The sequence below is a fragment of the Arthrobacter sp. BK1 genome (genome assembly GCF_056680055.1).
Genome location: NZ_CM155263.1, coordinates 2,462,900 through 2,489,163, shown reverse-complemented (window position 1 = coordinate 2,489,163; position 26,264 = coordinate 2,462,900). Strand labels below are relative to the sequence as shown.

The window sequence follows — 26,264 nt, the reverse complement described above, 5'->3', positions numbered from 1 at the left end:
TAATTGGTTGGTCTAGCTGGGTGATTCAGATGAGGTCGGTGATGAAGCTGGCCGCTTTGGCGGCGGCAGCGGGGCGTTCGTCGTGGGTGACGTCGCGGGTTTCGAGTTCGAGGGAGAAGTGGCCGGTATAGCCGCCCGCCGCAAGGGCGTTCAGTCCCGCGGCGAAGTCCGCGTTGCCGTTGCCGATGCTGAGGTTGATGTTCCCCGGCACGGCGTCCCGGAGGTGGACGTGGGAAATCCTTCCCTCGTGCCGCTTGAGGTACTCCAGCGGATCCTCGCCCGCAGCCACGATGTGGCTGAAGTCCATGACAATCCCGACGCCGGATCCGGCCAGCCGCTGCGCCAGCAGTTCGGCTCGCTCCAGGTTCCAGCAGAACCGCAGGAAGTGCAGCGATTCGGTCCAGAGTTCGACGCCGAATCCGGCGGCCCGCTGTCCGGCGTGGGTGAGCTGGGCCGCGATGAGGTCGAGATCGGCTTCCAGGTTCTGGACCGGTTCGTGGCCCAAGGCGCCGCACGGCAAAACAAGCGCCCTGGCGCCGGTTGTGGCCGTCAGGGTGAGCAGGGCTTCCAGGTGCCGCTCGCGGGCGGCCTGCTGGCCGCCGTCGAGCACTGCATTGAGATCCCCAATGTCCCCGTTGACTGAACGGACCCGCAGCCCGGATGCGGCAACTTCCGCAGCAACGGCGGCAACAGCGTCCAGGGTCAGTTCATAAGGGACGTGGTCACACACTCCCGGCAACGCGCCCAGATCGATTTCGTCGAAGCCAAGTCCGGCGATGGTGCGCAGGGCAGTCGCCAGGTCCTGGTGGCGGAAGCTGATGGACGAGCAGCCGAGTCGGGAGGTGAACATCGTCGTTGATCCTCTGGTTCATGCGTTGCGGGTGGTGATGCAGACCACACTAGCGTTGGCAACTGTCAACAGTCAACTGTTGAAGTTGACTGTTGACATTGGATCATGATGCAGGTCACACTTGACGCATCAGTTGTTAACAGTCGACAGTGGTGGTGCGAGAGCATCACGCTTTTCGAAAGGAATCACATGAGCAACGAGGCTCTGAAAATGCGCGGCCACGTGCATGGCACCAAGGACGCCAAGCGCGTCGCGATCGGCTCCGGTGTTGGCGCCGTCATTGAGACGTACGACTTTATTGGCTTCGGCACCGCCGCTGCACTGTACTTCGGAACCGCCTTCTTCCCCACCGGTGACCCGGTGACTGGTACGCTCGCGGCCTTCGCCACCCTCGGCGTCGGGTTCGCAGCCCGGCCCATCGGCGGCATCATCGGCGGCCACCTGGGCGACAAGGTGGGCCGCAAGCCGGTCCTGGTAGCCTCCCTGATCCTGATGGGTGTGGCCACGTTCCTGATCGGCCTGCTTCCCACCTACGAGCAGGTGGGCCTGCTCGCTCCGGCGCTGCTGGTCTTCGTCCGTGTTGTCCAGGGCCTGGCCTTCGGCGCTGAATGGGGCGGCGCCATCCTCATGAGTTACGAGCATGCACCGTGGAAGTCCAAGGGCAAGTACACCGGCATCGTCCAGGCCGGGTTCCCGGTAGGCCTGCTCCTGGCGAACCTGGTGTTCCTGGTCAGCGTGAACCTCGGCGGCGAACTCGCCTGGCGCGTCCCGTTCCTTGCCAGCATCGTACTGGTGGCCGTTGGCCTGATCATCCGCTCCAAGGTCCCCGAGTCCCCGGTCTTTGACGAGGTCAAGGAAAGCGGCTCCATTGTAAAGAACCCCATCATGGAGGTCATCAGGACCGACTGGCGCAGCATCGTGCGCGGCATCGGCCTGCGCATCGCCGAGACCGCCGGCTACGCCGTGTCCATCACCTACATGATTTCCTACCTGCACACCCAGCAGCTCGCTGACAAGACCCAGACCCTCGTGGCATTGTGCATCGCCTCGTTCATCGGCATCTTCGCCACCATGGCCTGGGCCCGCCTCACGGACAGGATCGGCCGGCGCCCGCTCTACATCTGGTCCACGGCCTTCGCCCTCCTGTTCGGCATCCCCATGTTCCTCATGGTCAACACCGGCATGCTCATCTTCATCATCGCCACGATCGTGATCTCCTACGCCGTCTGCCAGAACTCCCTCGCCGGTGCGCAGGGCCCCTGGTTCCCCGAACTGTTCCAGGCCAAGACCCGCTCCTCCGGAGCGTCGCTGGCCTACCAGATCTCGGCCATGGTCTCCGGGTTCACCCCCTTCATCACCACCCTGCTGTTCGTAGCACTCGGCTGGATGGGCCCCGCGCTCCTCTTCAGCCTGTACGCCGCGATAGGCCTCTGGGCCGCCCTCGTCACCCGCGAAACCTGGGGCAAGCGCGAGCGCCAGCTCGCCGATGAGGCCACCAAAAGCACCCCCCAGTCGGTGAACGTCTGATGACCACCACCCACGAACTGCATACGGCCGCACCCCTCCGGAAAGGGCGCAGCACCACGGAAACTCCGGCAGAACGGCTCGAAAGGGTATCCGCGGCCGCCTACCGGATCCGCCACCACGCCCTGAACATGGGCGAGGTGCAGGGCCAGGGCTACGTGGGCCAGGCCCTGGGAGCCGCGGACATGCTGGCAGTCGTTTACGCCGACCAGCTCCGTTTCCGCCCCGAGGATCCGCACTGGGAAGCACGTGACCGGTTCCTGCTCTCCACCGGGCACTACGCGATCGGCCACTACGCAGCCCTGGCCGAAGCCGGCACCATCCCTGTCTCTGAGCTTGAGACCTACGGCTCGGACGATTCACGGCTGCCGATGTCAGGCATGTCCACCTACACCCCCGGCATGGAAATCTCCGGCGGATCCCTGGGCCACGGCCTCCCGATCGCCATCGGCATGGCCCTGGGCCTGCGTTACCAGGGCTCCGGAGCGAGGGTCTACAACTTCCTCTCCGACGGCGAACTGGACGAAGGCTCCACCTGGGAGGCCGCCATGGGCGGGCACCACCACCAGCTGGGAAACCTGACAGCCATGGTGGACATCAACGCCCTCCAGGCCGACGGCAAAACCGATACCGTGCTCCGCACCGAACCCGTGACCGAGAAGTGGGAAGCATTCGGCTGGTACACCCAGCGCGTGAACGGGAACGACGTCGGCGCGCTGCTCGCAGCGTTCGACAACGCAGCCGCCCAGGCCGCCGCCGTCGGACGGCCTTCGGTGATCCTGTGTGACACGAAGGTGGGCCGTGGAGTGCCGCTGCTGGAGGAACGGGAGAAGGCGCACTTCATGCGCATCGAGGAACACGAGTGGCAGACCTGCCGCGAACAGCTGACCGCAGGATTCGAAGGAAAGGCAGTCCGATGAGCGCCGTTGCCGCACCCAAGCTGAAGACCTCGGCCATGATCGCGTCCTTCGCCGATCCCGGCCAGAAGACAGCCCCGGCACCGTTCGGGCATGCGCTGGTCAAAGCCGCTCAGGAAAACGACAAGATCGTTGGCCTGACCGCGGACCTGGGCAAGTACACCGACATGCACATCTTCGCCCAGGCCTTCCCGGAACGGTTCTTCCAAATGGGCATGGCCGAGCAGCTCCTGTTCGGCGCCGCCGCCGGCCTGGCCGAAACCGGACTGGTGCCGTTCGCATCCACCTACTCGGTGTTCGCCGCCCGGCGCGCCTACGACTTCCTCTGTCTGGACGCCGCCGAGCCGAACCTGAACGTGAACATCGTGGGCGGACTCCCCGGCCTGACCACAGGCTACGGCCCCAGCCACCAGGCCACCGAGGACATGGCGATCTTCCGCGGCATGCCCAACCTGACCATCGTGGACCCCTGCGACTCGATCGACATCGAGCAGGCAGTGCCCCAGCTGGCCGCCAGCGAGGGACCCACCTACCTCCGGCTGCTGCGCGGCAACGTCCCCACCGTGCTCGATGAATACGGCTACACCTTCGAACTGGGCAAGGCCAAAGTCCTCCGCGGCGGAAACGACGTCGTGTTCATCTCCTCCGGGCTGATGACCATGCGTGCCCTCCAGGCCGCCAAAGCACTGGCAGAACACAACGTGGACGTCGCCGTCGTACACACCCCCACCATCAAACCGTTCGACGCCGCCACCGTCCTGGCCGAAATCAACACCGACCGGCTCGCGGTGACCCTGGAGAACCACAGCGTGACCGGTGGCCTGTTCGAAACGGTGGCCTCCGCCGTCGTCACCGCAGGTCTTGGCAGGCGGGTGGTACCGGTGGCGCTGCCGGACGCATTCCTTGATGCCGGGGCGCTGCCCACCCTGCACGACCGCTACGGGCTCACCGTGCAGAAGATCGTGGCGAAGGTCCTGTCCGAGCTGAAGTAGGCCGCGCCCCACAGAAGCTTCTTCCGGAAGCGCGGAGCCATCACCACCGGGCTCCGCGCTTCTGGCGTAGCATCAACAGTTAACGCGCCACTGTAAACAGTCGACCACTGACATTGAGGAAGTAACCGCGATGGCCGGAGCAACAGCACCGCTGCTGGGACTGCAGAAGAAAAGCCTTCGCGAGCAGGCCCTCGCCGCGCTTCGTGCGGCCATCACGAGCGGCGAACTGGAGCCGGGCAAACACCTGGTGGAAACCGAGCTCTCGGAAATGCTCCAAATCAGCCGGGGCACGCTCCGCGAAGCCCTCCGCCAGCTGGAGCAGGAGGGGCTCCTGTCCGCCGGACCACGCGGCCGCCTATCGGTCAGGCACCTGGATGCCAAGGAAATCCGCGACATCTTCTCCGTCCGGGCAGCCCTGGAATCCCTGGCGGCGCGGACCCTGTGCGAACTGCCGGACCGGCAGCTCGTGAGCAGCAAGCTGCGCGCGGCCATTGATGCGATGACTGCGGCCGAGAACGGCAGCATGCCGGAGCGCGTGGAGTCGGACCTGGAATTCCATCGGACCCTGTGCCGGCTGACCGGAAACGAAACCCTGCTGCACTCCTGGGAATCGCTTGAGGGGTCCATCCGGATGTCCATCATGTTCGCGGGACAGGAAAGGGGCATCAAGAACATGAGCGTGGACCGGCACAACGAGATTGTCGATGCGATCGAAACCGGCGATGCCTCCCTGGCCCGGAACACCATCCGCGAGCACATGGACACTGCCGCAGCGAACCTCGTGGCGTAACGCCTGCACCGCCTTCGGCTTCCCTGCACTGTCCTTTCGCCAGGGCAGCCACGCCGTATACTCGTTGCCAGCCATGACCATCCTCCCGTCCTCCCCCGCCAGCGTCCGCATCGACGCCTGGTTGTGGGCCATCCGCGCCTACAAGACCCGCTCCCTGGCCACAGCCTCCTGCCGGGCGGGACACGTGCGCCTGAACGGCAGCCCGGCCAAGGCGTCGGCCACCCTGGTTACCGGCGATACGGTCACCATCCGGATGTCCGGCTTTGAACGCACCCTTGAAGTCCGCCGCCTGATCGCCAAACGCGTGGGCGCCGAAGCCGCATCGCACTGTTTCACTGACCACACGCCGCCGCGGCCAGTGGCACCGGCGCTGGGACTCCCCCAGCGGGACCGCGGTGCGGGACGGCCCACCAAAAAGGACCGCCGCGAGATGGAACGGCTCAAGGGCCCGGCGTGACCGAACTCGTTTTGGCAGGAGCACGGCAGCCGGGCGGGCCCGGGCCCGTCAACCTGCACCTTCGCAACGGCGCCGTGGCCGGGATCAGCAACGGTGGAGAGTTGCCGGCAGGCGTCCGGGTAGTGAATCTGGATGGACGCTATGTCATTCCCGGCCTCTGGGACGAGCACGTGCACATGACCCAATGGGCCCTGCACACCAACAGGCCCGATCTCTCGGGGGCCGCCTCCGCGGGCGCGGCGGCCTCCGTCGTGCGTTCCCATGCGTCATCAGGTGACCCTTCAATCACCACCGTTGGTGTGGGCTTCCGCGATGCGCTCTGGCCGGATGTTCCCACCTTGGAAATGCTCGACGCCGCGACCGGCAACCAGCCGACGGTCCTGATCAGCCATGACCTGCACTGCGTCTGGCTGAACAGTGCGGCGGCCCGCCGTTACGCAGTGGAGCCGGATGCCAGCGGGCTGCTTCGCGAAGAACCGGCGTTCGCCCTGACCCGCGAGCTGGGAAAACTGCCGGACAGTGTTGTTGACACGTGGGTCCTGGACGCCGCGCGGGACGCGGCAACCCGGGGTGTTGTGGGCATAGTTGACTTCGAAATGACGTGGAACCGTGAGCCCTGGCTGCGCCGGATCGCGAACGGATTCAACGCGCTCCGGGTGGACGCCGGCGTCTATCCGGAGGACCTGGACCGGGCAGTCAATGCGGGAATGCGCACAGGACAGGAGGCCGACGGCGGCAATGCCCTGTTGCGGACCGGTCCGCTGAAGGTACTGATCGACGGTTCGCTGAACACCCGCACGGCCTACTGCGCGGACCCTTACCCCCACGGCGGGCATGGCTTGCTCACCGTGAGTGAAGAGGAACTGTTCAAGCTGCTGGTCCGCGCGGGGGAGGCCGGCTTCGTCCCGGCAGTCCATGCCATCGGAGATGCCGCCAACCAGGTGGCTTTGGACGCGTTTGAACGTGCCGGCATAGGTGGCCGGATCGAGCATGCCCAGTTTGTCCGTGCGCAGGACCTCCGCCGCTTTGGCCGGCTGGGCGTCACCGCGAGCATCCAGCCGGTTCACGCCCTGGATGACCGCGACGCCGCCGAGTCCAACTGGCGCGGCCGCACCGACCGGGCCTTTCCGCTGCGGTCCCTCCTGGATTCCGGCGCAACCCTGGCCCTCGGCTCGGACGCTCCCGTTGCACCGCTGGAACCGTGGACCGCCATCTCGGCGGCCACCACGCGTGCCCGGTGTGACGGACGCGGGCCCTGGCATCCGGAGGAGGCCATTTCACGGCAGCAGGCACTGGCTGCCTCCGCCAGGGGACGCAGCGGCCTCCGGATTGGCGATCCGGCTGACCTTGCCGTCCTCGACGCCGATCCGCTCAGCATCCCGGACGCCGGCCTGGCCGGCATGCCTGTGGCCGCCACGCTGCTGGCAGGCAGGTTTACGTTCGACGGCGGTTTGGCCTAGTCAGGGATGCCGGTTTCCGGACGCTGGTCCTTCGTGCGCGCCTGGACCAGGTTCGCGAACGGCAGCTTTCCGTGGGCTTCGACGAACTCTGCGTGATACCGCGCTTCGGCGTTGTTAAGTTCCTCGGCAGGCAGCTCTTTCCACGCGACGATGAGCGCATCCGTGTGGGTCAGCTGCCAGATGAGCCGGCCGTCCCAGTGTCCCGGCGGTTTGCCTTTGCCGAAGTCGAGGAATTCCTGGATCTGACGCCGGAGGCCTCTGTTTCCCTTGCTGCCCGGCCCTGCCTTGCCGATGTAGAGGATGTCCGCGCCGTCCACCCATTCGGCCAGGAGGGGCTCCGGGGGCAGGCTGGGATCCTTCTTTTTGAAGATGCCGGCGGTACTTTTCTTCAGGAAATGCGGCTCGTACTCATTCGGCCGCATCACCGCGAACAATCCGGTCCCCTGCGGCACCCTCATGATCTCCAGGCTGCCGAGGGTCCTGAAGCCGGCAAACCCATCCGCTTTGAGCGTTTTCCTGTCCATCCAGAAGACGTTACCCCGCGGGGCGCCCACCCGGAGGAGCGAAATCACCCTGCGCACCCCCACGCCCAAAAGCGTAGAGTGGAACAAGACGCCTGATTCTGGACGCCTTGCTGCTGAGGGAGAGATCGTGACGATTGACTGGGACGAAAAAAAGGCCCTGCTACAGGAACCAAACATCGCGGCGGTGACGCAGCTCTGCGATGAACTGATGGAAAAGAAGCCAGGGTCCGTCGTCCCGTACATCGACCCCGTGCACGATGAGGACGAATGCCGGATCGTCAGCCTCCATGTCAGCCCGGGCAAGGGCACCGAGTCCGGCTTCGTCTCGCACTTCAATGACGACGAAGCCGCCCGCCGTGCCACGCAGATCTACGAACTGGCCGAGCTTGACCCCCGCTACGTGATGCCGTGGAACGCCTACCCGTGGGTGCGGGACCCCGATCTTCCCTCCGCGCTTAACGTCCAGGAAAAGACCGACGGCCTGCGCCCCTTCCGGCAGTTCCTCAAGATCAACCGGCGCGTATCGGCAGTCATTGCACACGGCACGGACGCCTCCACGTTCCTCACCCTCTTCGAGAAGACCTACCACTCTTCGCTGAAGAACAGCGGCATCAAGATCTACAAGGCCAGCGCGCTCGGCGGGCGGGCCTTTGCTGTTTCCGAAGCCAAGCAGGAAGAGCTCCTGGCCAAGAGCGTGGATGTCTACAAGGACGCCATGCAACGGGCCGGCATCCAGCACCTCTAGCTCTGGCCCCTGGCCTCCGACGGCGCTATGTTGAGCCTACTGATGACGTGAGAGTTCCCATCAGATTCGGTTCCAGTCGAAGGAGACGCTGTGAGCACGAAAGTAACGAAACATATTGTCGTTGAGGTACCGGTCGGCACTGCCTACAACCAATGGACCCAATTCGGGGACTTTCCGCATTTTATGGGCGGCGTGGAAAGCGTGACGCAACTCAGCGATGCCCGGCTGAAATGGGTGGCGCACATCGCCGGGGTCCGCAGGCAATGGGAAGCCAGGATCATCGAGCAGATTCCGGACAGCAGGGTGGCATGGACGTCCACCGAAGGCGCGACCAACTCAGGCGTGGTGGACTTCAAGGATGCAGGCGGGAACAAAACGCAGGTGTCGCTCACTCTGGAATACCAGCCCGAGGGCATCGTGGAAAAGGTCGGCGACCTGCTCCACGTGGTGGCCCGGCAGGCGGAGCACGACCTGAAGAAGTTCAAGGAGTTCATCGAACATGAGGGGCACGCCACCGGAGCCTGGCGGAAATCAGTCCCCGGCACTGAAACCCGAGCAGCCTCGGGGACAGCTGCGGGTGCAAACCGGTTCGCCCATCCGTTCGACCAGACCAACGGCCTGGTGGATTTCGAGGGCGAGTCGGACGAAACGGCCGAAGGCGAGAACTACAGCGCGGCGGAACGCAAGGCCCGCCACCGGGACGAGGGCTACCTACTGCCTCCACCCACCAGCGGCACGTTCTGACAGCTTCAGCCTTCCAGCAGGCGCCGTCGGTGTTTCAGCTCCTTGACCCATGCCCTGGTGACCATGTCCGGAAACGGCGAGCCGCCGTCGTCGTTCCGTCCGGCACTATTCCGTTTGGCACTATTCCTTCCGGCATCACTGACACCCGCGAAAGCGGTGCCCGCCTCGAGATCCGCGATCAGCGGACCTGACGCCTTCAGGGCCACCTCCAGAACCTGGACCGCCGTGCGCTCGGTAAGGCCCAGCTCCTTGGCCCAGCCAAGGAAGTGGCGGCGGGAAATGCCGCTCCTTTTGCCGTTGAGCGTCAGCGCCAGGGTCTTGTCCCCGTAGACCACCGTGGAGGGGATGTCGTACACCGGCGCGATGGTCCACTCGCCGTGCGGCTGCTGGACCATGGAAACGTTCTTCGCGTGCAGGTCCCCGTTGCCGCTCAGCCACGCAAACGCTCCCTGGATGGCGAGGTTGCGCAGGGCCGGCAGGGGTGCGGCGCAGTAGTCAGCGAGCGCGTGGCACACCGTCCCGAAGCCCACGTTGTACTTGTCCGCCGGATACAGCTTCAGGACCTGCGCCCCGTCCTCGACGGCCAGGCGCTGGATCCCGCCGGACTGTCCGCCGGGAACCGGAACCCGGTCGAAGCGCTCCACCAAAAGGCCAGGCCGGCCCGCGACATCCCGGATCAGTTCAACCCTGCTCAGCGGGATCCGCAGTTTGGCCGCGTACCGGAACATCACCAGCTCGTTCTCCACCACGTGCGGGAATTCCGGGGCGTTGAGCTTGAGGATGAACCGCCTGCCGGCGCTGGCCACGGGGAGCGAGATCATCCCGGCGGACAGCTTGTCCTGCACCCCGGCGAGTGCCACGGGATCGATCAGGTCCGGATCCCCCAGCAGCTGGTCGAAGTCCACCGGCAGCCTGGTGTCCACCTCGACCGCGTGCTCATCGGGGTCCAGCGGTTCGCCGTGCCCCACGATCTGAACGTCGCCCACCGGGTTTCCGCCGGCGGCGATGAGGAGGGAGAGGTCGTCGTCGGCGCTGGTCTTGATGGACCGCCGGAGAGCATTGAGTCGGCGGCCTTCGGGCAGCAGTCCGGTGAAATAGGGCGGCGCCGCCCCCGCCGCGGAAAGGACCGGCTCAGTGGTCAGGGGAAGGGAACTGGCGACGGCGGGTCCCCCGGACGCGAGATAGGCCGGCAGGTAGCTGAACTTGGTCCCGCCGTCGTGCCGTTCCAGCCGCGCGGCGAGCACGCCTGCTTTGTAGATGTCCGCGACGCGGTGTTTCATGACCCTGCTGCTTCGGGGCTGGTTTCGTGCGTGAGCGCCCTGGCAGCTTCGCTGGACCGGGTGGCGAGCCGGAGCTCGAGGCCCAGGGTTTCCAGCACGGCGGTCAGTGAATCCAGCTGAACGCTCGGTTTACCTTGCTCCACAAACCTGACAAAGCGCTCGGACACACCGGCCATATCGGCGAGGTCCTGCTGCGTCAGGCCCAGCCCGGCGCGGCGGGCGCGGACCTCCGCGGCCACCAAGTCTGTGAAAGGTTCAGTCATCGCGCTCCAATAGGTACGATCGTGCCGTTCTGCTGCCTGTCACCAGACTACGCCGGTCCATTGATCCTGAACACTGGCATAACGGAACGATCGTACCGATTCTGCAACTTTGAATTTCGCCTCAAACGGCACTACAGCAGGCTGTCCAACGTCACGAAGCTGTACCCGGCAGCGCGGACGCGTTCGATGATCTGCGGGAGGGCGTCCGCGTCCAGGGTGGAGCCGTCGTCGGGGTTGGAGCCGATGTGCATCAGGACGATCTCGCCCGGACGCAGCGCAGCCAGCACCCGGTCCGCCACGATCTGCGCGCTGATGCTGCCGCTGGTCCCTTTCCAGCCGAGCGTGTCCACGGTCCACCGCACAGGCACGTAACCGAGGTTGTTCACGGCCGCGATGGTGCGGGCATCGCGCTCACCGAACGGAAAGCGGAAGAACGGCCTCGGGTCTGCGCCTTCGGCCAGGATGGCCTGCTCCGCAGCCAGTATTTCGCTGGCTATGCCGGCATCCGGGAGCCCGGCGAAACCAGGATGCGTCATCGAATGGTTGCCCACCCGGTGGCCGGCCGCCACAATTGCGGACACGCCGGCAGGATTCGCCGCGGCCCAGCTGCCGGTGAAGAAGAACGACGCCGGGACCCCGCCATTAGCGAGCCCCTGCAGGATCTTGGGCAGTCCGGCGGAGTTGGCGCCGGCGTCGAACGTCAACGCGACAACCGGCCCTGCGCCCGGCAGCACTTCAACATCCTGGCCCAGCAGAGCGAGCGGGAACGGCGCGGCCGGCGGCGGTTCGGGCGGGGCGGGGGGCTGTTCGGTCACGGGCGGTTCGGGACTTATCACCGGCGGGGGCGGGGCGGAGGTGGGTATGGCGCCGGACACTGACGGCGACGGCGACGCCGTAGTGGGAGCCGCCGTCGTAGTTGGTGCGGGAACCTCGGAGGTGGCGGCCGCCGACGGCGAAACTGAAGGGGCCGGGCCACCAGCCTGTGGGGCCATGGACACGGCCGCCGCCCACACAATGGCCCCCATCACCAGCACAGCAGCCAGGACCGCGGCGACCACAGGGCGGTTCCAGGTGGAGATCGGCCTCATGCTTCAGCGTGCCGGTACTGCCCGCCCGACCGGAAGGGCAGAAAGGCCCGGCCAAAAGACCCTGCCCGCAAGGAGAAGCCGGGCTGCAGGCCGTCAGGGCCCATGCCGCGCTCTAGAAGAGCGGTGCGGTGTCCTTCTGCACCAAGGCCGGATTTCCTACTGATTCCCTCTTTTTCTTAAGGAACCCGGCCCGCTGGTACCGCTGGGCCATGATGAAACCGGCAGGGGTGCCATGCTCGTAGGACTCAACAAAGACTGCTTCCTGCCGCCCTTCCGACGAGGTGATGAATCCGTCCCAGGCAAGGGCTACGCGGTCAGGCAGCGGCTCTTCCGTGACGGACTGCCTTGCCGCGGCGACTCCCGCTTCAAGCTGGCCGTCCACCAGGTACCTCTGCAGGTCCCGTCGGCCGCCATGCTCCCGGATCACGAAAGGCACGAGGTCGGCGCCCGACGAAACCACTGAATCGATGGCGTGGTCCAGCGCCATGAAGGCGAGGTTGACAAGCTCCTCAGAGTATTCATCCATGGCAGGAGACTAGCGGGTGTGCTGAGCAAAATCCGGTCAAGGAGGGCAAACACTCCGGAGTTCATGAAGCTTCACAGCAGGAGCCCTATTGACACCCGGTGTGACCCGTGCCATATTGAAAGGGTGAACCTGTCAGACAGCCGGACAGCAGGACAACCTGCGAATCCTTCCCGCGACCAGCCCGCCGGTGCCCAGTTAGCGGGCACCCAGTTAGCGGGCACCCAGTCCGCCGGCGCCCAGCCGCTCGCCAGGCTCAGCGCTGCCGAGGCGGTGTTCAACGCCATCCGCGGCGACATTGAGTCCGGCCACGTGGCAGTGGGCGGGAAGCTCAGCTCCGAGGCGATGCTCGCCCAGCAGTATGGGGTCAGCCGTTCTGTCATCCGGGAAGCCCTCAGGTCCTGCACGGCCCTGGGCCTGACGGTCACCAAAACCGGAAAGGGCACCTTTGTGGTGGCCGACAAGGTAGCCAACGACCTCACGCTCGGCCAGTACTCGGCGCGGGACCTCACCGAGGCCCGTCCCCACATCGAGGTTCCGGCAGCGGGTCTGGCCGCGCAGCGCAGAACAGCTGACGAGCTGGAAACCCTCCGCCACATCGTCGCCGCCATGACCACGGAAACGGACCCCGAATCCTGGGTCGCCCTGGACTCCAGCTTCCACGCCGCCATCGCCAGGGCCAGCGGCAACAAGGTGTTCGCCAGCGTGGTGGCCGATATCCGGGGAGCCCTGGCCTTCCAGTCCGAGACGCTGAACATGGTGGCCGATCGCCAACACGCCTCGGACATCGAGCATCAGCAGATCCTCGCCGCCATCGAGGCCGGCTCCGCGGAGGAAGCCAGCCAAGCCATGGCCACGCACCTGCGCGCAGTCGGCGTCGCCCTCGACTCCATCCTCAGCAAGTAACCGCTCCCACCAGTAACCGCCCCGTCACGTACCCGCTTCACCAAGCGGCTCCCTTGAGGACTTCATGCCAGCCCCTGCCTTTCCTGCTGCCCAAACCGCGGCCGTGCGCGCCGCCGAACCAGAGCCCGGGATGCTCCCGCAGCACTCACCCCTGGTGGTAGCCACCCGCGATGGCCTGGTGGAGAGCGTCCATTACGGCTCCGTCATCGCCACCGCCCCGGACGGCGAAGTCCTGGCAGCCGCCGGGGACCACCTTGCCCCGTTCTACCCCCGTTCCTCACTCAAGCCCCTGCAGGCCGTGGCCATGGTCCGTGCGGGCCTGAAGCTGCCCGCCGACCTGCTCGCCCTCACTGCCGCGAGCCACTCCGGCGGGGCCAGGCACCGCGGCGGTACCCAGCGCATCCTCGCCATGCACGGACTCACGGCCGGCGACCTGGAGAACAGCACCGACCTCCCTTACGGCACCAGCGAGCGCGAGGACTGGCTGCGCTCAGGCCTCCACGCCACGCGCCTGACCCAGAACTGCTCCGGCAAGCACGCCGCCATGGCTGCCACCTGCGTCATCAACGGCTGGCAGGTCAAGGGCTACCTCGACCCCTCCCACCCGCTGCAGCAACTGGTCGCCGCCACGGTCGAAGAGCTCACCGGTGAGCAGCCGCTGGGCCACAGCACCGATGGCTGCGGAACCCCGCTTTTTGCGCTCACCCTCCGCGGAATGGCCCGCGCTTTCGGAACCATCGCCGCCGCTGCGGCCTCCGCCGGTGCGAGTGCTGCCGTCAGCACCCCCGACGGCGGCGGGAACGCCCCGCAACTGGCGGAAGCCGCCGTCGGGCTCGCCATGCGGCAACACCCTGACATGGTGGCCGGCGAGCGCCGCGACGTCACCGAACTGATGCGGCTCCTCCCGGGCGCCGTGGCGAAAGACGGCTTCGAGGGTGTGCAGCTCGTGGGGCTGCCCGACGGCCGCGCTGTAGCCGTGAAAATTTCCGACGGCGGCGACCGCGCCCGCATGCCTGCCACCGTCCATGTCCTGCATGCCCTCGGCGTGGACACCGCGAACCTCGCCGGGATCGGCACCGCCCCCGTTGTGGGTGGCGGCCACCGGGTCGGCCTGCTCCAGCCCCTCGATTTCCTGTCCACGCCCGACACCGAAGCCCTGTAAGGACACCATGCCCGACCTGACCATTAGTGAAGCCGCGCCCATTGATACCGCGCCAGGGACCCGCCCTGAGCACGACCTCCTGGGTGACCGCGACGTCCCTGCGGCCGCCTACTGGGGAGTCCACACCCTGCGCGCTGTGGAAAACTTCCCCATCACCGGGCAGCCGCTGTCCTCCAACATGCACCTGGTCCGCGGCCTTGCCGCCGTGAAACTCGCCGCCGCCCGGACCAACCACGAGCTCGGGCTCCTGGACGCGGAACGCGCCAACGCCATCGGGCAGGCCTGCGAAGACGTGATGGCCGGAAAACTCAGCGACCAGTTTGTGGTGGACGTGATCCAGGGCGGTGCCGGGACCTCATCGAACATGAACGCGAACGAGGTCATCGCCAACCGCGCCCTCGAAATCCTCGGCCACCCCAAGGGCGACTACGCCCGGCTGCACCCCAACGACCACGTCAACCTCAGCCAGTCCACCAACGACGTCTACCCCACAGCCGTGAAGCTGGGCACCATCTTCGCCACCCGGGAACTGCTGGACGCTCTCGCCGAACTCGAAGAGGCCTGCGCCGCCAAAGCCCTGGAATTCCGCGCCGTGGTGAAAATGGGCCGCACCCAGCTGCAGGACGCCGTCCCCATGACCCTGGGCCAGGAGTTCGGCAGCTACGCCGTGACCATCGGCGAGGACCGGCTGCGTCTGGCCGAAGCCGACCTGCTGATCCACGAAATCAACCTCGGCGCCACGGCGATCGGGACCGGCCTGAACGCCCACCCCGGCTATGCCGAGGCAGCCTGCCGGCACCTCGCCGAGATCACCGGCCTGCCGCTGGTTACCGCCGTCGACCTCATCGAAGCCACCCAGGACGTCGGCGCCTTCGTGCACCTGTCCGGCGTGCTCAAGCGTGTGGCCGTGAAGCTCTCCAAAATCTGCAACGACCTCCGCCTGCTCTCCTCCGGCCCGCGTGCCGGCTTCGGCGAAATCAACCTGCCGGCAGTCCAGTCCGGCTCCTCGATCATGCCCGGCAAAATCAACCCCGTGATCCCCGAAGTGGTCAGCCAGGTGGCCTACGAGGTCATCGGCAATGACGTCACCATCACCATGGCGGCCGAGGCCGGGCAGCTCCAGCTCAACGCCTTCGAACCCATCATCGTCCACAGCCTCCACAAGAGCATCTCCCACCTCGAAGCAGCCTGCCGCACCCTCACGGCACGCTGCATCCGGGGCATCACCGCCAACACCGAACACCTCCGCCGCACCGTGGAACAGTCAATTGGCCTGGTCACGGCACTGAATCCCCACCTCGGCTACGCCACAGCCACCGCCATCGCCCAGGAGGCCCTCGCCACCGGCAAGGGTGTGGCCGAACTCGTGCTCGAGCATGGCCTGCTCACCGCCGGCCAGCTCGAGGAACTCCTCAGCCCCGAACGCCTCGCCAACCTCAGCAAGTAGTCCCCCAACGGATCATCCCAAGGACATCCCATGACGAATCCCCCCATCCCTGACCACATCATCGACGGCGGCCACGCGCACGCCTCCGAGACTGCCCTGCACGCGGAAGACCAGGGCTACCACAAGAACCTCAAACCCCGGCAGATCCAAATGATCGCCATTGGCGGGGCCATCGGTACCGGCCTGTTCCTCGGCGCAGGCGGCCGCCTCAACGCCGCAGGCCCCTCGCTGGTCATCGCCTACGCAGTCTGCGGCTTCTTCGCCTTCCTCATCCTCCGGGCCCTGGGCGAACTGGTACTCCACCGGCCCTCCTCGGGCTCGTTCGTCTCCTACGCCCGCGAATTCTTCGGCGAGAAAGCCGCGTTCGTCTCCGGCTGGTTCTACTGGATCAACTGGGCCACCACCACCATCGTGGACATCACCGCCGCCGCCCTGTACATGAACTTCTTCGGCAACTACATCCCCTGGATGGCGGACGTCCCGCAATGGGCCTGGGCCCTGATCGCCCTCGTGGTGGTCCTCGCCCTGAACCTGGTCTCCGTCAAGGTCTTCGGCGAGATGGAATTCTGGTTCGCCCTGATCAAGGTCGCCGCCCTGGTCATCTTCCTGGTGGTCGGCACATACTTCGTCATCTTCGGCACCCCCGTGGACGGCCAGCAGGTCGGCCTGAGCCTCCTCTCGGACAACGGCGGGATCTTCCCCAACGGCCTGCTCCCCATGATCATCCTCATGCAGGGCGTCCTGTTCGCCTACGCCTCCATCGAACTGGTCGGCACAGCCGCCGGCGAAACCGAAAACCCCCAAAAGATCATGCCCAAAGCCATCAACTCCGTGGTCTTCCGCATCGCCGTGTTCTACGTCGGCTCCGTCATCCTCCTGGCCCTGCTCCTGCCCTACACCTCCTACGAAAAAGGCGTCAGCCCCTTCGTAACCTTCTTCGGCTCCATCGGCATCCAAGGCGTCGACGTCATCATGAACCTCGTGGTCCTCACCGCCGCCCTGTCCTCCCTCAACGCCGGCCTCTACTCCACCGGCCGGATCCTGCGCTCCATGTCAGTGAACGGCTCCGCCCCGAAATTCGCCTCCCGCATGAACAAAGCAGGCGTCCCCTACGGCGGCATCGCCATCACCGCCGCCGTATCCCTGCTCGGCGTCCCACTGAACTACCTCGTCCCCGCCCAGGCCTTCGAAATCGTCCTGAACGTCGCCTCCGTCGGCATCGTCATGACCTGGGCCACCATCGTCCTCTGCCAGATCCAACTCAAACGCTGGGCCGACAAAGGCTGGCTCGAACGCCCCTCCTTCCGCATGTTCGGCGCCCCCTACACCAGCTACCTCTCCCTGCTCTTCCTCGCCGGCGTCCTGATCATGGTCTTCATCGACTCACCCCTGACCATGCTCGTCACCGCCATCGCCTCCGCCCTCATGGTCGCCGGCTGGTACGCATGCCGCCACCGCATCCGCGAAATCGCCCAGGCCCGTGAAGGCTTCACCGGCAGCGCCCCCGTAGTGGCCAACCCGCCTGCGGCGACGTTCAAGAAGTAGATTCCCGTCCGGACTGGCACGGCTGCGGCTCGCGCGGCCGTGCCAGACCGGACGGCCGCGCCGGGACAGGTGTCCCGTAGCTCCCCAGTCGGTAGCATGAGGCCATTGCGGACACTCGTACAGCGGTGTTTCCGGAGCTCCCCGAGTTCCGGGAACAGGGGAAGAGGTAGGTCGTGCCAGGTTCCAAACTTGCCATTGTGGGAGCCGGAAGTGTGGGCACTTCGCTTGCCTACGCCGCCCTGATCCGGGGTTCGGCCAGCAACATTGCCCTCTTCGACGTCAACGCCCTCAAGGCTGAGGCGGAAGTCCTGGACCTGGCCCACGGCACGCAGTTCGCCGCAGCGGCGGCCGCCGTCACCGGTGGTGGCGACATCGCCGTGACGGAAGGTGCCGACGTCGTGGTTATCACTGCCGGAGCCAAGCAGGCTCCGGGCCAAACCCGGCTGGACCTGGCGGGGACGAACGTCCGCATCCTCGAACAGCTTATGCCGCAGCTGATGCAGCACGCCCCGGACGCCGTCTATGTCCTGGTCACCAACCCGTGCGATGTACTCACGGTGGCTGCTCAGAAGATCTCCGGGCTGCCGGCCGAACGAGTCTTCTCCTCCGGCACCGTGCTGGATACGTCGCGGCTGCGCTGGCTTTTGGCCCGGCGGGCCGGCGTCTCCGTGGCCAGCGTCCACGCCAGCATGGTGGGTGAGCACGGCGATACCGAGTTCCCCGTATGGTCCGGCGCAACCATCGGTCCCGTCCCCATCCGCGACTGGGAAGAGGACGGCAAAAAGATCTTCACCCCCGCGTACCTTGCAGAAACCGCCCAGGAAGTGACCCAGGCGGCCTACAAGGTCATCGCCGGCAAAGGTGCCACGAACTACGCCATCGGCCTTTCCGGGGCACGGATCGTGGAGGCCCTGCTCCGGGACGAGAACGCCGTCCTTCCCGTTTCCACTGTGCTCAGCGGCCCCTACGGGATCAACGGCGTGGCACTGTCCCTGCCGAGCGTGGTGGGCCGCGGCGGCGTGCACCGCATTCTTCACACCCCCATGGACGACGGCGAACTGGCGGCACTGCAGCATTCCGCCGACACGTTGCGGAACACCATGGGCACGCTGGGAATCTGAGCCTCCAGCGGGCAACGCACAGAGCTCCTTAGCCTTTCCGTCCCGGGACCTTGTGCTCTTGAAAGCCCGCATCCCCGGGTCTAGCGTCAGCCACATCATGCTGATTCAACGGCGAACCGCAGCTTAAGGAGCTTAGGGAAATGACGGATAGGGAAGCCAAAGTAATAGTCGGCGTCGACGGTTCCGATGCCTCAGTGCAGGCACTGCGTTTTGCTGCCCAGCTGGCACCCGCGCTGGACGCCCACCTTCATGCAGTAGCCTGCTGGGACTTTCCGCAGATGTACGCCGGCTACGTTCCGCCCGATTTCGAGGCCTTCCAGGCGGCCGCCGCCAAGACGCTGGCCGAGAGCCTCGACAAGGCGTTCGGGCCGGACGCGCCCCAGGACATGAGCAAGGAGCTGATCCGGGGCCCGGCCCCGGCGAAACTGGTTGAGGCAGCGGCCGGCGCCGCAATGCTGGTGGTGGGCCGCCGCGGGCATGGCGGTATCCGCGGCATGCACCTGGGTTCTGTCAGTACAGCCTGCGTTTCCCATGCCGACTGCCCGGTCCTGGTGATCCATTCGGACGGCGGCAGCAGCAGCCAGGGCACCCACCGCCTCTGGCGAGGCCACAAATCCAAGGGTGAGAACACGCCCGCTGTGTAGGTCGGGCGCTCCCCGGCCGTGCCCTCAGGACAGAATCTGAGCGTACGACGGCGGCACCCGGGGTTCCCTCCCCGGAACCCGAGGTGCCGGCGTCGTACGTTAAGTGCATTGACCATCGCCCGCCGTCGGCGTACTTTGGCGAATAGCCGGTCCCGCTGACGCGCCCGGTCGGACTGCCATCCGGCGGCCCTGCAGTCATGAAGCACGCCACGGCAGAGCGTGCGGCGAGGCCGCACCGCCGCTGCTGCGGTGCACCGGTCTCGAAACCTCACATCGGGCAAGGCCAGCTGGCGGGGTGCACGCCTGAACACCTGAGCATTCTTCAGCTTTGGAGTTCACCATGAACAGCAATTCCCTTCTGTCATTGCAGGAAAAAGTACGCGGGCCCCTCACCACGGCCGACAGCCCGGATTACGACACCGCCCGGGCCGTCTACAACGGCATGATCGACAAACGTCCGGCTGCCGTCCTTCAGGTTTCCCAGGTGGCTGACGTCATCGCCGGAGTCAATTTCGCCCGGGACGAGGGCCTGGACATTGCCTTGCGGGGCGGCGGCCACAGCGCCCCCGGCTTCGGGACCTGCGACGGCGGACTGGTGCTTGACTTCACCAACCGCCGCGGTGTGCGCGTGGACCCCTCCACAGCGACGGCGTGGTCGGAAACTGGTGCAACGTGGGCGGATTTCAACCACGCCACGAACGCTTTCGGCCTCGCCACCACAGGCGGCTTCGTCGGTTCCACGGGGGTCGCCGGGCTGACCTTGGGCGGCGGCATCGGCTACCTCTCCCGCAAATACGGGCTCTCATGCGACAACCTGAAGTCAGCCGATGTGGTCACCGCTGACGGGAAATTCCGGCATGCCAGCGCTACGGAAAACGACGACCTCTTCTGGGCCCTCCGCGGCGGAACCGGAAACTTCGGGGTGGTGACCTCCTTGGAGTTCACCCTTCATCCTGTGGACATCATCTATGGCGGCCTGATCATCTACCTCCTTGAACATGCGGAGGCCGTGGGCCGGCTGTACCGTGACACCATCGCCACGGCACCGGAGGAACTGGGTCTCTTTATCGGGGTGCACCAGGGACCACCGGTCCCGTTCCTTCCGGAGGAATACCACGGACGTCCCGTGGTGGTGCTGGTGGGCGCCTGGATGGGACAGCCTGATGAAGGACAGCGGCGGTGGCAGCCATTCATGGACGTGGCTCCGGTGGCCGGCTCGTTTGTGGGGCCGATCCCCTACCCTGCCCTGAACACCCTCTTCGACCCGATGTTGCCGAAAGGACTCCAGGCCTACTGGAAGGCCGAGTTCCTGCCCGCGATGAGTGACGAGGTCATCAAGGTGGCAAAGCACTTCGGCGAAGCTGTCCCCAGCCTGCAGACAGCCAACCACTTTTACCCCATCAACGGCGCAGTGCAGCGTGTGCCGAAGGACGCGACGGCCTTCCCGTGCCGGGATGTCGATTTCGCCGCGGTGATTGCAGGAATGTGGGAGAACCCTGCGGACAACGAAGCGAACACCCGCTGGGTCCGCGAGTATGCGGCCGCGCTGAGTGAGCACAGCGCAGGCGGCGCCTACATCAACTTCATGGACGCCGACGATCAGTCCCGGATCGCGGACAACTACGCCGGCAACTACGGACGGCTGGCCAGCATCAAGGCGAAATACGATCCCGACAATCTGTTCCACATCAACCAGAACATCAAACCGGCCACCTGAGCATTCCTCCCCGTCCTCCTGTAACGCAACGCTCCCGCAACCCTCCGTCGCGGGCTGATCGCCTATGCTCAGCAGAGCACTCAGTTCAACGACGAACCACCCGGGAGACACGGCATGACCAACTGGCGGATCAGGGACTTCCACTCTGCGGACCTGGACGGGATCCTGCACCTGTGGGAAACCCTCAAGGCAAACAACGTGGAACCCGTCTATGCCCTCTCCGAGGTCCTCGCCTCCTGCGAAAAGGACCACGCTGTAGTGGCGGTGCTGGGTGACATGGTGGTGGGCGCCGCCGTCGGACGCGCAGCCCACGACCAGGGCTGGATCGTCTTCCTGGCCACCCTGCCGGAATATCGCGGCCGCGGGATCGGCACCTCGCTGCTCGCCGCCGTCGAAAACCGGATGGCGCCGCACGGGCTGAACAAACTGTCCGCCCTGATGCCCGAGTCCGAGACCCGTGTGGAAGCCTTCCTCAGCCGCGGTTTCGCGCTCAAGAAGAACCTGCGCTACTTCGAGCGGACCATCCCGGTGCAGCGCCAGGAGCTGGGTGCGCTGGGGCAGCTGGGCGGGCGGATCCTGGCACGCGACCTCTGGGAAAACGTGGCCGGCATGCGCAACGAAAAGGAACTCCTCGAACGCCGGCTGGTCCTGCCGCTGGCCGAGGCCGATCTCGCGGACGAATACGGTGTGGTGCCGCCGCGTGCAGTCGTTCTGTTTGGTCCTCCGGGCACAGGCAAAACCACGTTCGCGAAGGCCATCGCGTCCCGGCTGGAGTGGCCGTTCGTGGAGGTTTTCCCATCCCGTTTGGCCTCCGACCCGAAGGGCCTGGCCGGCGCGCTGCGCGAGACCTTCCTGGAGATCGCCGAACTGGAGCACGCTGTGGTGTTCATCGACGAGGTGGAGGAGATCGCCTCCCAGCGGTCAGGTGAACCGCCGTCGCCGCTGCAGGGCGTCACGAACGAACTCCTGAAGATCATCCCGGCCTTCCGCGAACAGCCCGGGCGCCTGCTGGTCTGCGCCACCAACTTCATCCGCGCGCTGGACACGGCGTTCCTGCGCCACGGCCGGTTCGACTACGTCATCCCCATCGGCCTCCCCGACCGCCAGGCCCGCGAGGCCATGTGGCAGCGTTTCATCCCCGCCACCGTGGTGGACGACGTTGACGTGGAGCTCCTGGTGGAACGGACCGGCGGCTTCTCCCCCGCGGACATCGAGTACGCTGCCCGGAGCGCCTCCCAGCGTGCCTTGGAAAAAGCAGTGTACGACGACGGCGGTGCGGCTTCCGGCGGAAGCCTTTCAGTCCGCGAGGCGGTGCGGAAGGGGCCCTGCACGCAGGACTATCTGGACGCGATCGGCGAAACGCGGACCACCGTGAGCCAGGAAGTCCACGAACAGTTCCTCGAGGACATCGACGCCCTGGGCCGGGTTTAGCCACAAGTTTCCTGGTACTGCACTGCCGTGGGGTCCTGCGGGCGGCTGTGTTATCCACACCGGGTTATCCACGCTAGTTATCCACATGGGCGCTCATCCTCCGGGTGCTTCCCTGGCTCCCGCGGGATGCTATGTACATGGGAAACAGGGCAGCGGTTGAGGCGGCGGAGGCTGTTTGTGCCTCCGCCGCCTTGCTGCTCGCTGCGGCCAAGCGCGGCGCGGATTCTGCCGGGTTGGTGGGGCCTGGCGGCCTCACGGGGTCCGCTGGGTATCCCGGGACCGCGGACTCTGCCGAACTGGCGGGGTCTGCCGGAGCTGCCGGCTGTGCGGATGATGATCCGTTGAGCCGGGAGGCTGACGGCTGGCTGGACACGCTGGCCCTGACTGCTCGGATCAACGCGCAGATCGCCGCCGTCACCGTCCACGCAGCGGCGGGCTACGCGGGCACGGCACAGGCTCTGGCGGCTCCTGATGTCTCTGACCGGGCCCACGAGATGGCTGTCGTGGCCGGCCATACCGACTCCGAGCGGCCAGAGCTTCCCCTGCCCAGCCGTGCGGAAATGGAAGCCGCTGCCGATGCGGGGGCCAAGGCCGGCAGAAAACCACAGTCCCAGGAGAAGCCTGAGTTTCATAGGCATTCGTAACTGTGGAGTGCGAAACACGCCAACGGTAATCTGTGACGCATGCCTTCAAATCCACTCCGGCACACCATGGCGCGCATGGGCGGGCGGGATCCTCACGAACGGCACCGCGCCGCCACCCCGCTTGAGCTCTTCTTCGACCTCACGTTCGTCATTGCATTCGGCGTGGCAGGAAGCCAGTTCGCGCACGAGATCGCCGAAGCCCACTTGGGTGCGGGCCTGCTCGGGTTCTCCTTCGCCATGTTCGCCGTGATCTGGGCGTGGATCAACTTCACCTGGTTCGCCAGCGCCTACGACACCGACGATTGGATCTTCCGGGTGGTGACCATGATCCAAATTGTCGGTGTACTGATTCTCACCATGGGAATCGAACCCATGTTCCACTCGCTGGTGGAAGGGGAACACGTCGACAACCAGGTGATCGTGGGCGGCTATGTGGTCATGCGGGTCGCGCTCATTTTCCAATGGCTGCGCGCGGCCAGGCAGGATCCGGCCCGCCGGCAAACGTGCCTGCGCTACGCCAGGTACCTTGCCCTCGTCCAACTCGGATGGATCGCGGTGCTGGTCATCCAGGCCGACGTGCTCACAACCTTCCTCATGACGGCACCCCTGATCATGCTCGAGATGGCCACTCCGTACGTGGCAGAGCGCAGAGCCACCACACCGTGGCACGCGCACCATATCGCGGAACGGTACGGCTTGCTGGCCATCATTGCCTTAGGAGAATGCCTCGTGGGCGCCATCGAAACCCTCCGCGCCATCGTGGCCAGCCATGGCTGGAGCGTTGATGCCGCCCTCGTCGGCTTCGGCGGAACGGCATTGGCGTTCGCCATGTGGTGGATCTATTTCATGCTTCCCGCAGGCCAGGCGCTGCACAAACGCCGACGCCAGTCCTACCTTTTCGGATACGGACACATCCCCATCTTCGCCGCGATTGCTGCCACGGGCGCAGGTCTCCATGTGGCGGCCTACTACATCGACCACGAGGCACATGTCAGCGCGGCGATGGCCGTAGCCAGCATCGCCGTCCCCGTGGCACTGTTCAAAGGCTCACTGACCTGGCTGTACAGCGTCATGGTAGGCGCCGACCGCACCATTATCATCGTTGCCGCTTGCGTACTGGCCGCGTTGGCAGGCTCAGTTGGCCTCGCTGCTGCCGGGGCGTCGGTGCCGGTATGCCTGCTGGTCATGGTGCTGGCGCTGGGCGTTTCGATTGTTGTTGACGAGCGTCGGGGCTCCGAGCGGCTGCAGCGTGCGCTGGAACAGCTGGAATCCGGGGCTACTTCTCCCCAGCGTTAGCAGCGTCTGCCACTCCACGGTCATCCTCATAGGACAGGTTCTCGTAGTCGGTCTGGTCTTCCTCGTCCAGCCGGTCATCCAGCTCCTTGAGCAGCCACGGGTTCACCCGGCCCAGGATCTTGCGGATTTCCTCGACCTCCACGGCGGCGTAAAGCACGGGGCGCGCATCACGGTATTTGGTGACGGGCGGCTTGTCCGGCCATTTTTCGGCCAGTGCCCTGACGCGCTCGGGCAATGAGTTGTGGGCGTTATCCGCAATCTTGACCAAGGCGGCGTCGTGGTCTTCCGCGATGTAGCGGATCCCGTCAGCGTAGTCGTCGGGATTGTCGTGGAGCCTGTTGGTCACCCGTTCGATGATGTCCACGGCACGCTCGGAAACACCCATGTCCAGGAGTGCCCGCCGGGTGATCGGTGTGTCCTCGGCGATATCGTGCAGGTATCCAGCGATCCGGATGTCGTCGTCGAAGTCCGCGAGCGCGTCTCCCACGGCAATCACGTGCTCACGGTAGGGCCGCTTGAGCTTGTCCTTCTGCCGGTTGTGGGCCACTTCGGCCAGGACCTTCGCAGTCTCTACGGTGAATCCGGGCTGGGGGGAGGCTGCTTCTTGGAACTCTGGTTCGGACATGGTTCCAGCCTACGCGCCGGACTCTAGGAGTCGCCCCACAGCGCCTTACGGAGCAATGCCTTGACGGTCGCCACTTCGTCCGCCGACAACCGCTCCAGCGCCTCGACCTCCGCGGATTGGGCGGCCTTCCGCGCTTCGACAAGCAGCTTTGAGCCTTCCCCTGTCGCCGTGACCGTCTTTGCCCGGCGGTCTTGCTTGCCCGGAGCCCGGACAACCAGTCCGCGCTTTTCCAGCTCATCCACCAGGGCGACGATCTGGCTGGGGTCAAGGCTGAGGAAGTCGGCAAGCTCGCGCTGGGTTGGCTCGAGGCCGCTGTCTGAAAGGATGAGCACCGAGTACGAGCGCTCCTTGAGATTGAAATCCGCCAGCGCCCGGTTGTTCAGCACCGACCCCGCCGCATGGAGCTTGGCCAGCAGGAACCCCATGTCATTGGTGATCGAGGCTCCCACCAATTTATCCTCGGCCCCGTTCTGCTTCAGGCCCTGCATATCGATCGTCATAGCGCTCCAGAAAGTTCCCAAAATAAATCGTTGACATTTACAACAATCCATATTCTCATGGATACAGAACACAGCATCCCATGCCGGACGGCAGGATGCACGGTCGGGTAGCAAAGGAGCAGCCATGAGCCTGTCAGGAAAAGTAGCAATCGTCACCGGCAGCGGACGGGGCCTGGGCCTCGCCTACGCCAGGGAACTCGCCAAACAGGGCGCCGCCGTCGTCATTAATGACGTGGACGCGGCCGTGGCGGCGGAGGCAGTCAGCCTTATCGAGTCCGACGGCGGCCGCGCGGTTTCAGTCGTCGCTCCCGTGGGAAGCAGTGAAGTCGCCAAGCAGCTCGTGGAGACGGCCGTGGCGGAGTTCGGGCGCCTGGACATCCTGGTCACCAACGCCGGCATCCTCCGCGACAAGAGCCTGCTGAAGATGACCGATGAGGACTTCGACCTGGTGATCAACGTCCACCTGAAGGGCACTTTCACCTGCGTCCGCGAAACGTTCGCCTACTTCAAGGAAAACGGTATCGCCGGCCGCATCGTCACCATCGGCTCCCCCACCGGCCAGCGCGGCAACTTCGGCCAGACCAACTACGCCGCAGCAAAGGCCGGGATCGTGGGCATGGTCCGGACCTGGGCGCTGGAGATGAAAAAAGCGGGCGTCACCGTCAACGCCGTCATCCCCGTCGCCGCGACCGCCATGACCAAGACCGTGCCGTACTTCCAGAAAGCCATCGAAGCGGACGAGCGCGGCGAAGCCATGCCCGCCTTCTTCCGCCACGACCTGGGCTTCGGCACGGCCGACGACGTCGCGGGGCTCGTTGCCTTCCTCGCCTCTGACGCCGCAGCGGGAGTCACCGGCCAGGCCATCGGTGCCGGCGGGGACCGCCTCCAGCTCTGGACCCATCCGGAAGCTGCGGCCACCGAATACCGCGAAGGCGGCTGGCGCTACGAGGATCTGGTGGAAAACTTCGACTCGCTCCTGGGCGGCAAACTCCAGGGTTTCGGCGAGGAATTCCTGCCGCTGCCCGAAGACCTCCAGCCGGCCCAGCCCGCAGCAGCGGTGGCGCGCTGA

27 protein-coding genes are annotated in these 26,264 nt (G+C 65.7%); 19 read left to right on the top strand and 8 right to left on the bottom strand.

What is annotated here, in order from left to right:
* Nucleotides 1-25: 25 nt before the first annotated feature.
* Nucleotides 26-850: a sugar phosphate isomerase/epimerase family protein gene (locus AC1MCA_RS11295; protein ID WP_479797085.1), complete on the bottom strand. Its 825-nt coding sequence runs from the start codon at nucleotides 848-850 to the stop codon at nucleotides 26-28.
* A 189-nt stretch (nucleotides 851-1,039) separates the two neighbouring features.
* Between AC1MCA_RS11295 and AC1MCA_RS11290 the strand changes: the two genes are divergently transcribed.
* From AC1MCA_RS11290 to AC1MCA_RS11265, 6 genes are all read left to right on the top strand, one after another.
* Nucleotides 1,040-2,377, top strand: a complete 1,338-nt coding sequence (locus tag AC1MCA_RS11290; protein ID WP_479797083.1) for an MFS transporter — start codon at nucleotides 1,040-1,042, stop codon at nucleotides 2,375-2,377.
* Nucleotides 2,377-3,294 carry a transketolase gene (locus AC1MCA_RS11285; RefSeq protein WP_479797082.1) on the top strand — a complete coding sequence of 306 codons (918 nt, stop codon included), beginning with the start codon at nucleotides 2,377-2,379 and terminating at the stop codon, nucleotides 3,292-3,294. Before AC1MCA_RS11290 ends, AC1MCA_RS11285 begins: the two co-directional genes overlap by 1 nt.
* Nucleotides 3,291-4,283, top strand: coding sequence for a transketolase family protein (locus AC1MCA_RS11280; RefSeq protein ID WP_479797080.1), 993 nt, complete (start codon nucleotides 3,291-3,293; stop codon nucleotides 4,281-4,283). Before AC1MCA_RS11285 ends, AC1MCA_RS11280 begins: the two co-directional genes overlap by 4 nt.
* 130 nt (nucleotides 4,284-4,413) lie before the next feature.
* Nucleotides 4,414-5,073 carry a GntR family transcriptional regulator gene (locus AC1MCA_RS11275; protein WP_479797078.1) on the top strand — a complete coding sequence of 220 codons (660 nt, stop codon included), beginning with the start codon at nucleotides 4,414-4,416 and terminating at the stop codon, nucleotides 5,071-5,073.
* A gap of 73 nt (nucleotides 5,074-5,146) precedes the next feature.
* Nucleotides 5,147-5,530: an RNA-binding S4 domain-containing protein gene (locus AC1MCA_RS11270; RefSeq protein ID WP_479797075.1), complete on the top strand. Its 384-nt coding sequence runs from the start codon at nucleotides 5,147-5,149 to the stop codon at nucleotides 5,528-5,530.
* Nucleotides 5,527-6,990 carry an amidohydrolase gene (locus tag AC1MCA_RS11265; RefSeq protein WP_479797073.1) on the top strand — a complete coding sequence of 488 codons (1,464 nt, stop codon included), beginning with the start codon at nucleotides 5,527-5,529 and terminating at the stop codon, nucleotides 6,988-6,990. The genes AC1MCA_RS11270 and AC1MCA_RS11265 overlap by 4 nt, the downstream gene beginning before the upstream one ends.
* Here AC1MCA_RS11265 and AC1MCA_RS11260 read toward each other — a convergent pair.
* Entirely contained in the window at nucleotides 6,987-7,514 is a 528-nt protein-coding gene (locus AC1MCA_RS11260) for a hypothetical protein (protein ID WP_479797071.1), read from the bottom strand. The genes AC1MCA_RS11265 and AC1MCA_RS11260 overlap by 4 nt on opposite strands.
* Before the next feature lie 127 nt (nucleotides 7,515-7,641).
* On the opposite strand from AC1MCA_RS11260, the gene AC1MCA_RS11255 reads away from it, so the two are divergent.
* Nucleotides 7,642-8,259, top strand: coding sequence for a uracil-DNA glycosylase family protein (locus AC1MCA_RS11255; RefSeq protein WP_479797069.1), 618 nt, complete (start codon nucleotides 7,642-7,644; stop codon nucleotides 8,257-8,259).
* A gap of 90 nt (nucleotides 8,260-8,349) precedes the next feature.
* The gene (locus AC1MCA_RS11250) at nucleotides 8,350-9,003 is read left to right on the top strand and encodes an SRPBCC family protein (protein WP_479797068.1); all 654 of its coding nucleotides are present in this window, start codon (nucleotides 8,350-8,352) and stop codon (nucleotides 9,001-9,003) included.
* A gap of 5 nt (nucleotides 9,004-9,008) precedes the next feature.
* Here AC1MCA_RS11250 and AC1MCA_RS11245 read toward each other — a convergent pair whose 3' ends face one another.
* The 4 genes from AC1MCA_RS11245 to AC1MCA_RS11230 all read right to left on the bottom strand — a co-directional run bounded on the left by AC1MCA_RS11245 (nucleotide 9,009) and on the right by AC1MCA_RS11230 (nucleotide 12,160).
* Nucleotides 9,009-10,283, bottom strand: coding sequence for a type II toxin-antitoxin system HipA family toxin (locus tag AC1MCA_RS11245; RefSeq protein WP_479797066.1), 1,275 nt, complete (start codon nucleotides 10,281-10,283; stop codon nucleotides 9,009-9,011).
* Nucleotides 10,280-10,546, bottom strand: coding sequence for a helix-turn-helix transcriptional regulator (locus AC1MCA_RS11240; protein WP_479797064.1), 267 nt, complete (start codon nucleotides 10,544-10,546; stop codon nucleotides 10,280-10,282). Before AC1MCA_RS11240 ends, AC1MCA_RS11245 begins: the two co-directional genes overlap by 4 nt.
* A gap of 131 nt (nucleotides 10,547-10,677) precedes the next feature.
* A complete protein-coding gene (locus AC1MCA_RS11235; protein ID WP_479797063.1) occupies nucleotides 10,678-11,634 on the bottom strand; it encodes a polysaccharide deacetylase family protein in 957 nt (318 codons plus the stop codon).
* 112 nt (nucleotides 11,635-11,746) lie between these two features.
* Nucleotides 11,747-12,160, bottom strand: coding sequence for a hypothetical protein (locus AC1MCA_RS11230; RefSeq protein WP_479797062.1), 414 nt, complete (start codon nucleotides 12,158-12,160; stop codon nucleotides 11,747-11,749).
* A gap of 123 nt (nucleotides 12,161-12,283) precedes the next feature.
* Between AC1MCA_RS11230 and AC1MCA_RS11225 the strand changes: the two genes are divergently transcribed.
* The 10 genes from AC1MCA_RS11225 to AC1MCA_RS11180 all read left to right on the top strand — a co-directional run bounded on the left by AC1MCA_RS11225 (nucleotide 12,284) and on the right by AC1MCA_RS11180 (nucleotide 24,070).
* A complete protein-coding gene (locus AC1MCA_RS11225) occupies nucleotides 12,284-13,063 on the top strand; it encodes a FadR/GntR family transcriptional regulator (protein WP_479797060.1) in 780 nt (259 codons plus the stop codon).
* A 64-nt stretch (nucleotides 13,064-13,127) separates the two neighbouring features.
* A complete protein-coding gene (locus AC1MCA_RS11220) occupies nucleotides 13,128-14,225 on the top strand; it encodes an asparaginase (protein WP_479797058.1) in 1,098 nt (365 codons plus the stop codon).
* Between the two features lie 7 nt (nucleotides 14,226-14,232).
* Nucleotides 14,233-15,672, top strand: coding sequence for an aspartate ammonia-lyase (locus tag AC1MCA_RS11215; protein ID WP_479797056.1), 1,440 nt, complete (start codon nucleotides 14,233-14,235; stop codon nucleotides 15,670-15,672).
* A 30-nt stretch (nucleotides 15,673-15,702) separates the two neighbouring features.
* Nucleotides 15,703-17,217: an amino acid permease gene (locus AC1MCA_RS11210; RefSeq protein WP_479797054.1), complete on the top strand. Its 1,515-nt coding sequence runs from the start codon at nucleotides 15,703-15,705 to the stop codon at nucleotides 17,215-17,217.
* A gap of 173 nt (nucleotides 17,218-17,390) precedes the next feature.
* Nucleotides 17,391-18,338: an L-lactate dehydrogenase gene (locus AC1MCA_RS11205; RefSeq protein ID WP_479797053.1), complete on the top strand. Its 948-nt coding sequence runs from the start codon at nucleotides 17,391-17,393 to the stop codon at nucleotides 18,336-18,338.
* A 140-nt stretch (nucleotides 18,339-18,478) separates the two neighbouring features.
* A complete protein-coding gene (locus AC1MCA_RS11200; RefSeq protein ID WP_479797051.1) occupies nucleotides 18,479-18,982 on the top strand; it encodes a universal stress protein in 504 nt (167 codons plus the stop codon).
* 340 nt (nucleotides 18,983-19,322) lie between these two features.
* Nucleotides 19,323-20,699, top strand: coding sequence for an FAD-binding oxidoreductase (locus AC1MCA_RS11195; RefSeq protein WP_479797049.1), 1,377 nt, complete (start codon nucleotides 19,323-19,325; stop codon nucleotides 20,697-20,699).
* Nucleotides 20,700-20,813: 114 nt separating this feature from the next.
* Nucleotides 20,814-22,130: an ATP-binding protein gene (locus tag AC1MCA_RS11190; RefSeq protein WP_479797047.1), complete on the top strand. Its 1,317-nt coding sequence runs from the start codon at nucleotides 20,814-20,816 to the stop codon at nucleotides 22,128-22,130.
* Nucleotides 22,131-22,267: 137 nt separating this feature from the next.
* Nucleotides 22,268-22,774 (top strand): hypothetical protein, encoded by a 507-nt coding sequence (locus AC1MCA_RS11185; RefSeq protein WP_479797045.1) that lies wholly within the window; start codon nucleotides 22,268-22,270, stop codon nucleotides 22,772-22,774.
* Between the two features lie 39 nt (nucleotides 22,775-22,813).
* A complete protein-coding gene (locus AC1MCA_RS11180) occupies nucleotides 22,814-24,070 on the top strand; it encodes a low temperature requirement protein A (protein WP_479797043.1) in 1,257 nt (418 codons plus the stop codon).
* On the opposite strand, the gene AC1MCA_RS11175 is transcribed toward AC1MCA_RS11180, so the two are convergent.
* Both AC1MCA_RS11175 and AC1MCA_RS11170 read right to left on the bottom strand, forming a co-directional pair.
* Complete coding sequence (locus AC1MCA_RS11175; protein WP_479797041.1) at nucleotides 24,051-24,695, bottom strand: HD domain-containing protein; 645 nt, start codon at nucleotides 24,693-24,695, stop codon at nucleotides 24,051-24,053. The genes AC1MCA_RS11180 and AC1MCA_RS11175 overlap by 20 nt on opposite strands.
* Before the next feature lie 23 nt (nucleotides 24,696-24,718).
* Nucleotides 24,719-25,195 carry a MarR family winged helix-turn-helix transcriptional regulator gene (locus tag AC1MCA_RS11170; protein WP_479797038.1) on the bottom strand — a complete coding sequence of 159 codons (477 nt, stop codon included), beginning with the start codon at nucleotides 25,193-25,195 and terminating at the stop codon, nucleotides 24,719-24,721.
* 124 nt (nucleotides 25,196-25,319) lie between these two features.
* Between AC1MCA_RS11170 and AC1MCA_RS11165 the strand changes: the two genes are divergently transcribed.
* On the top strand, nucleotides 25,320-26,264 hold the full coding sequence (locus AC1MCA_RS11165; RefSeq protein ID WP_479797035.1) for an SDR family NAD(P)-dependent oxidoreductase: 945 nt from the start codon (nucleotides 25,320-25,322) through the stop codon (nucleotides 26,262-26,264).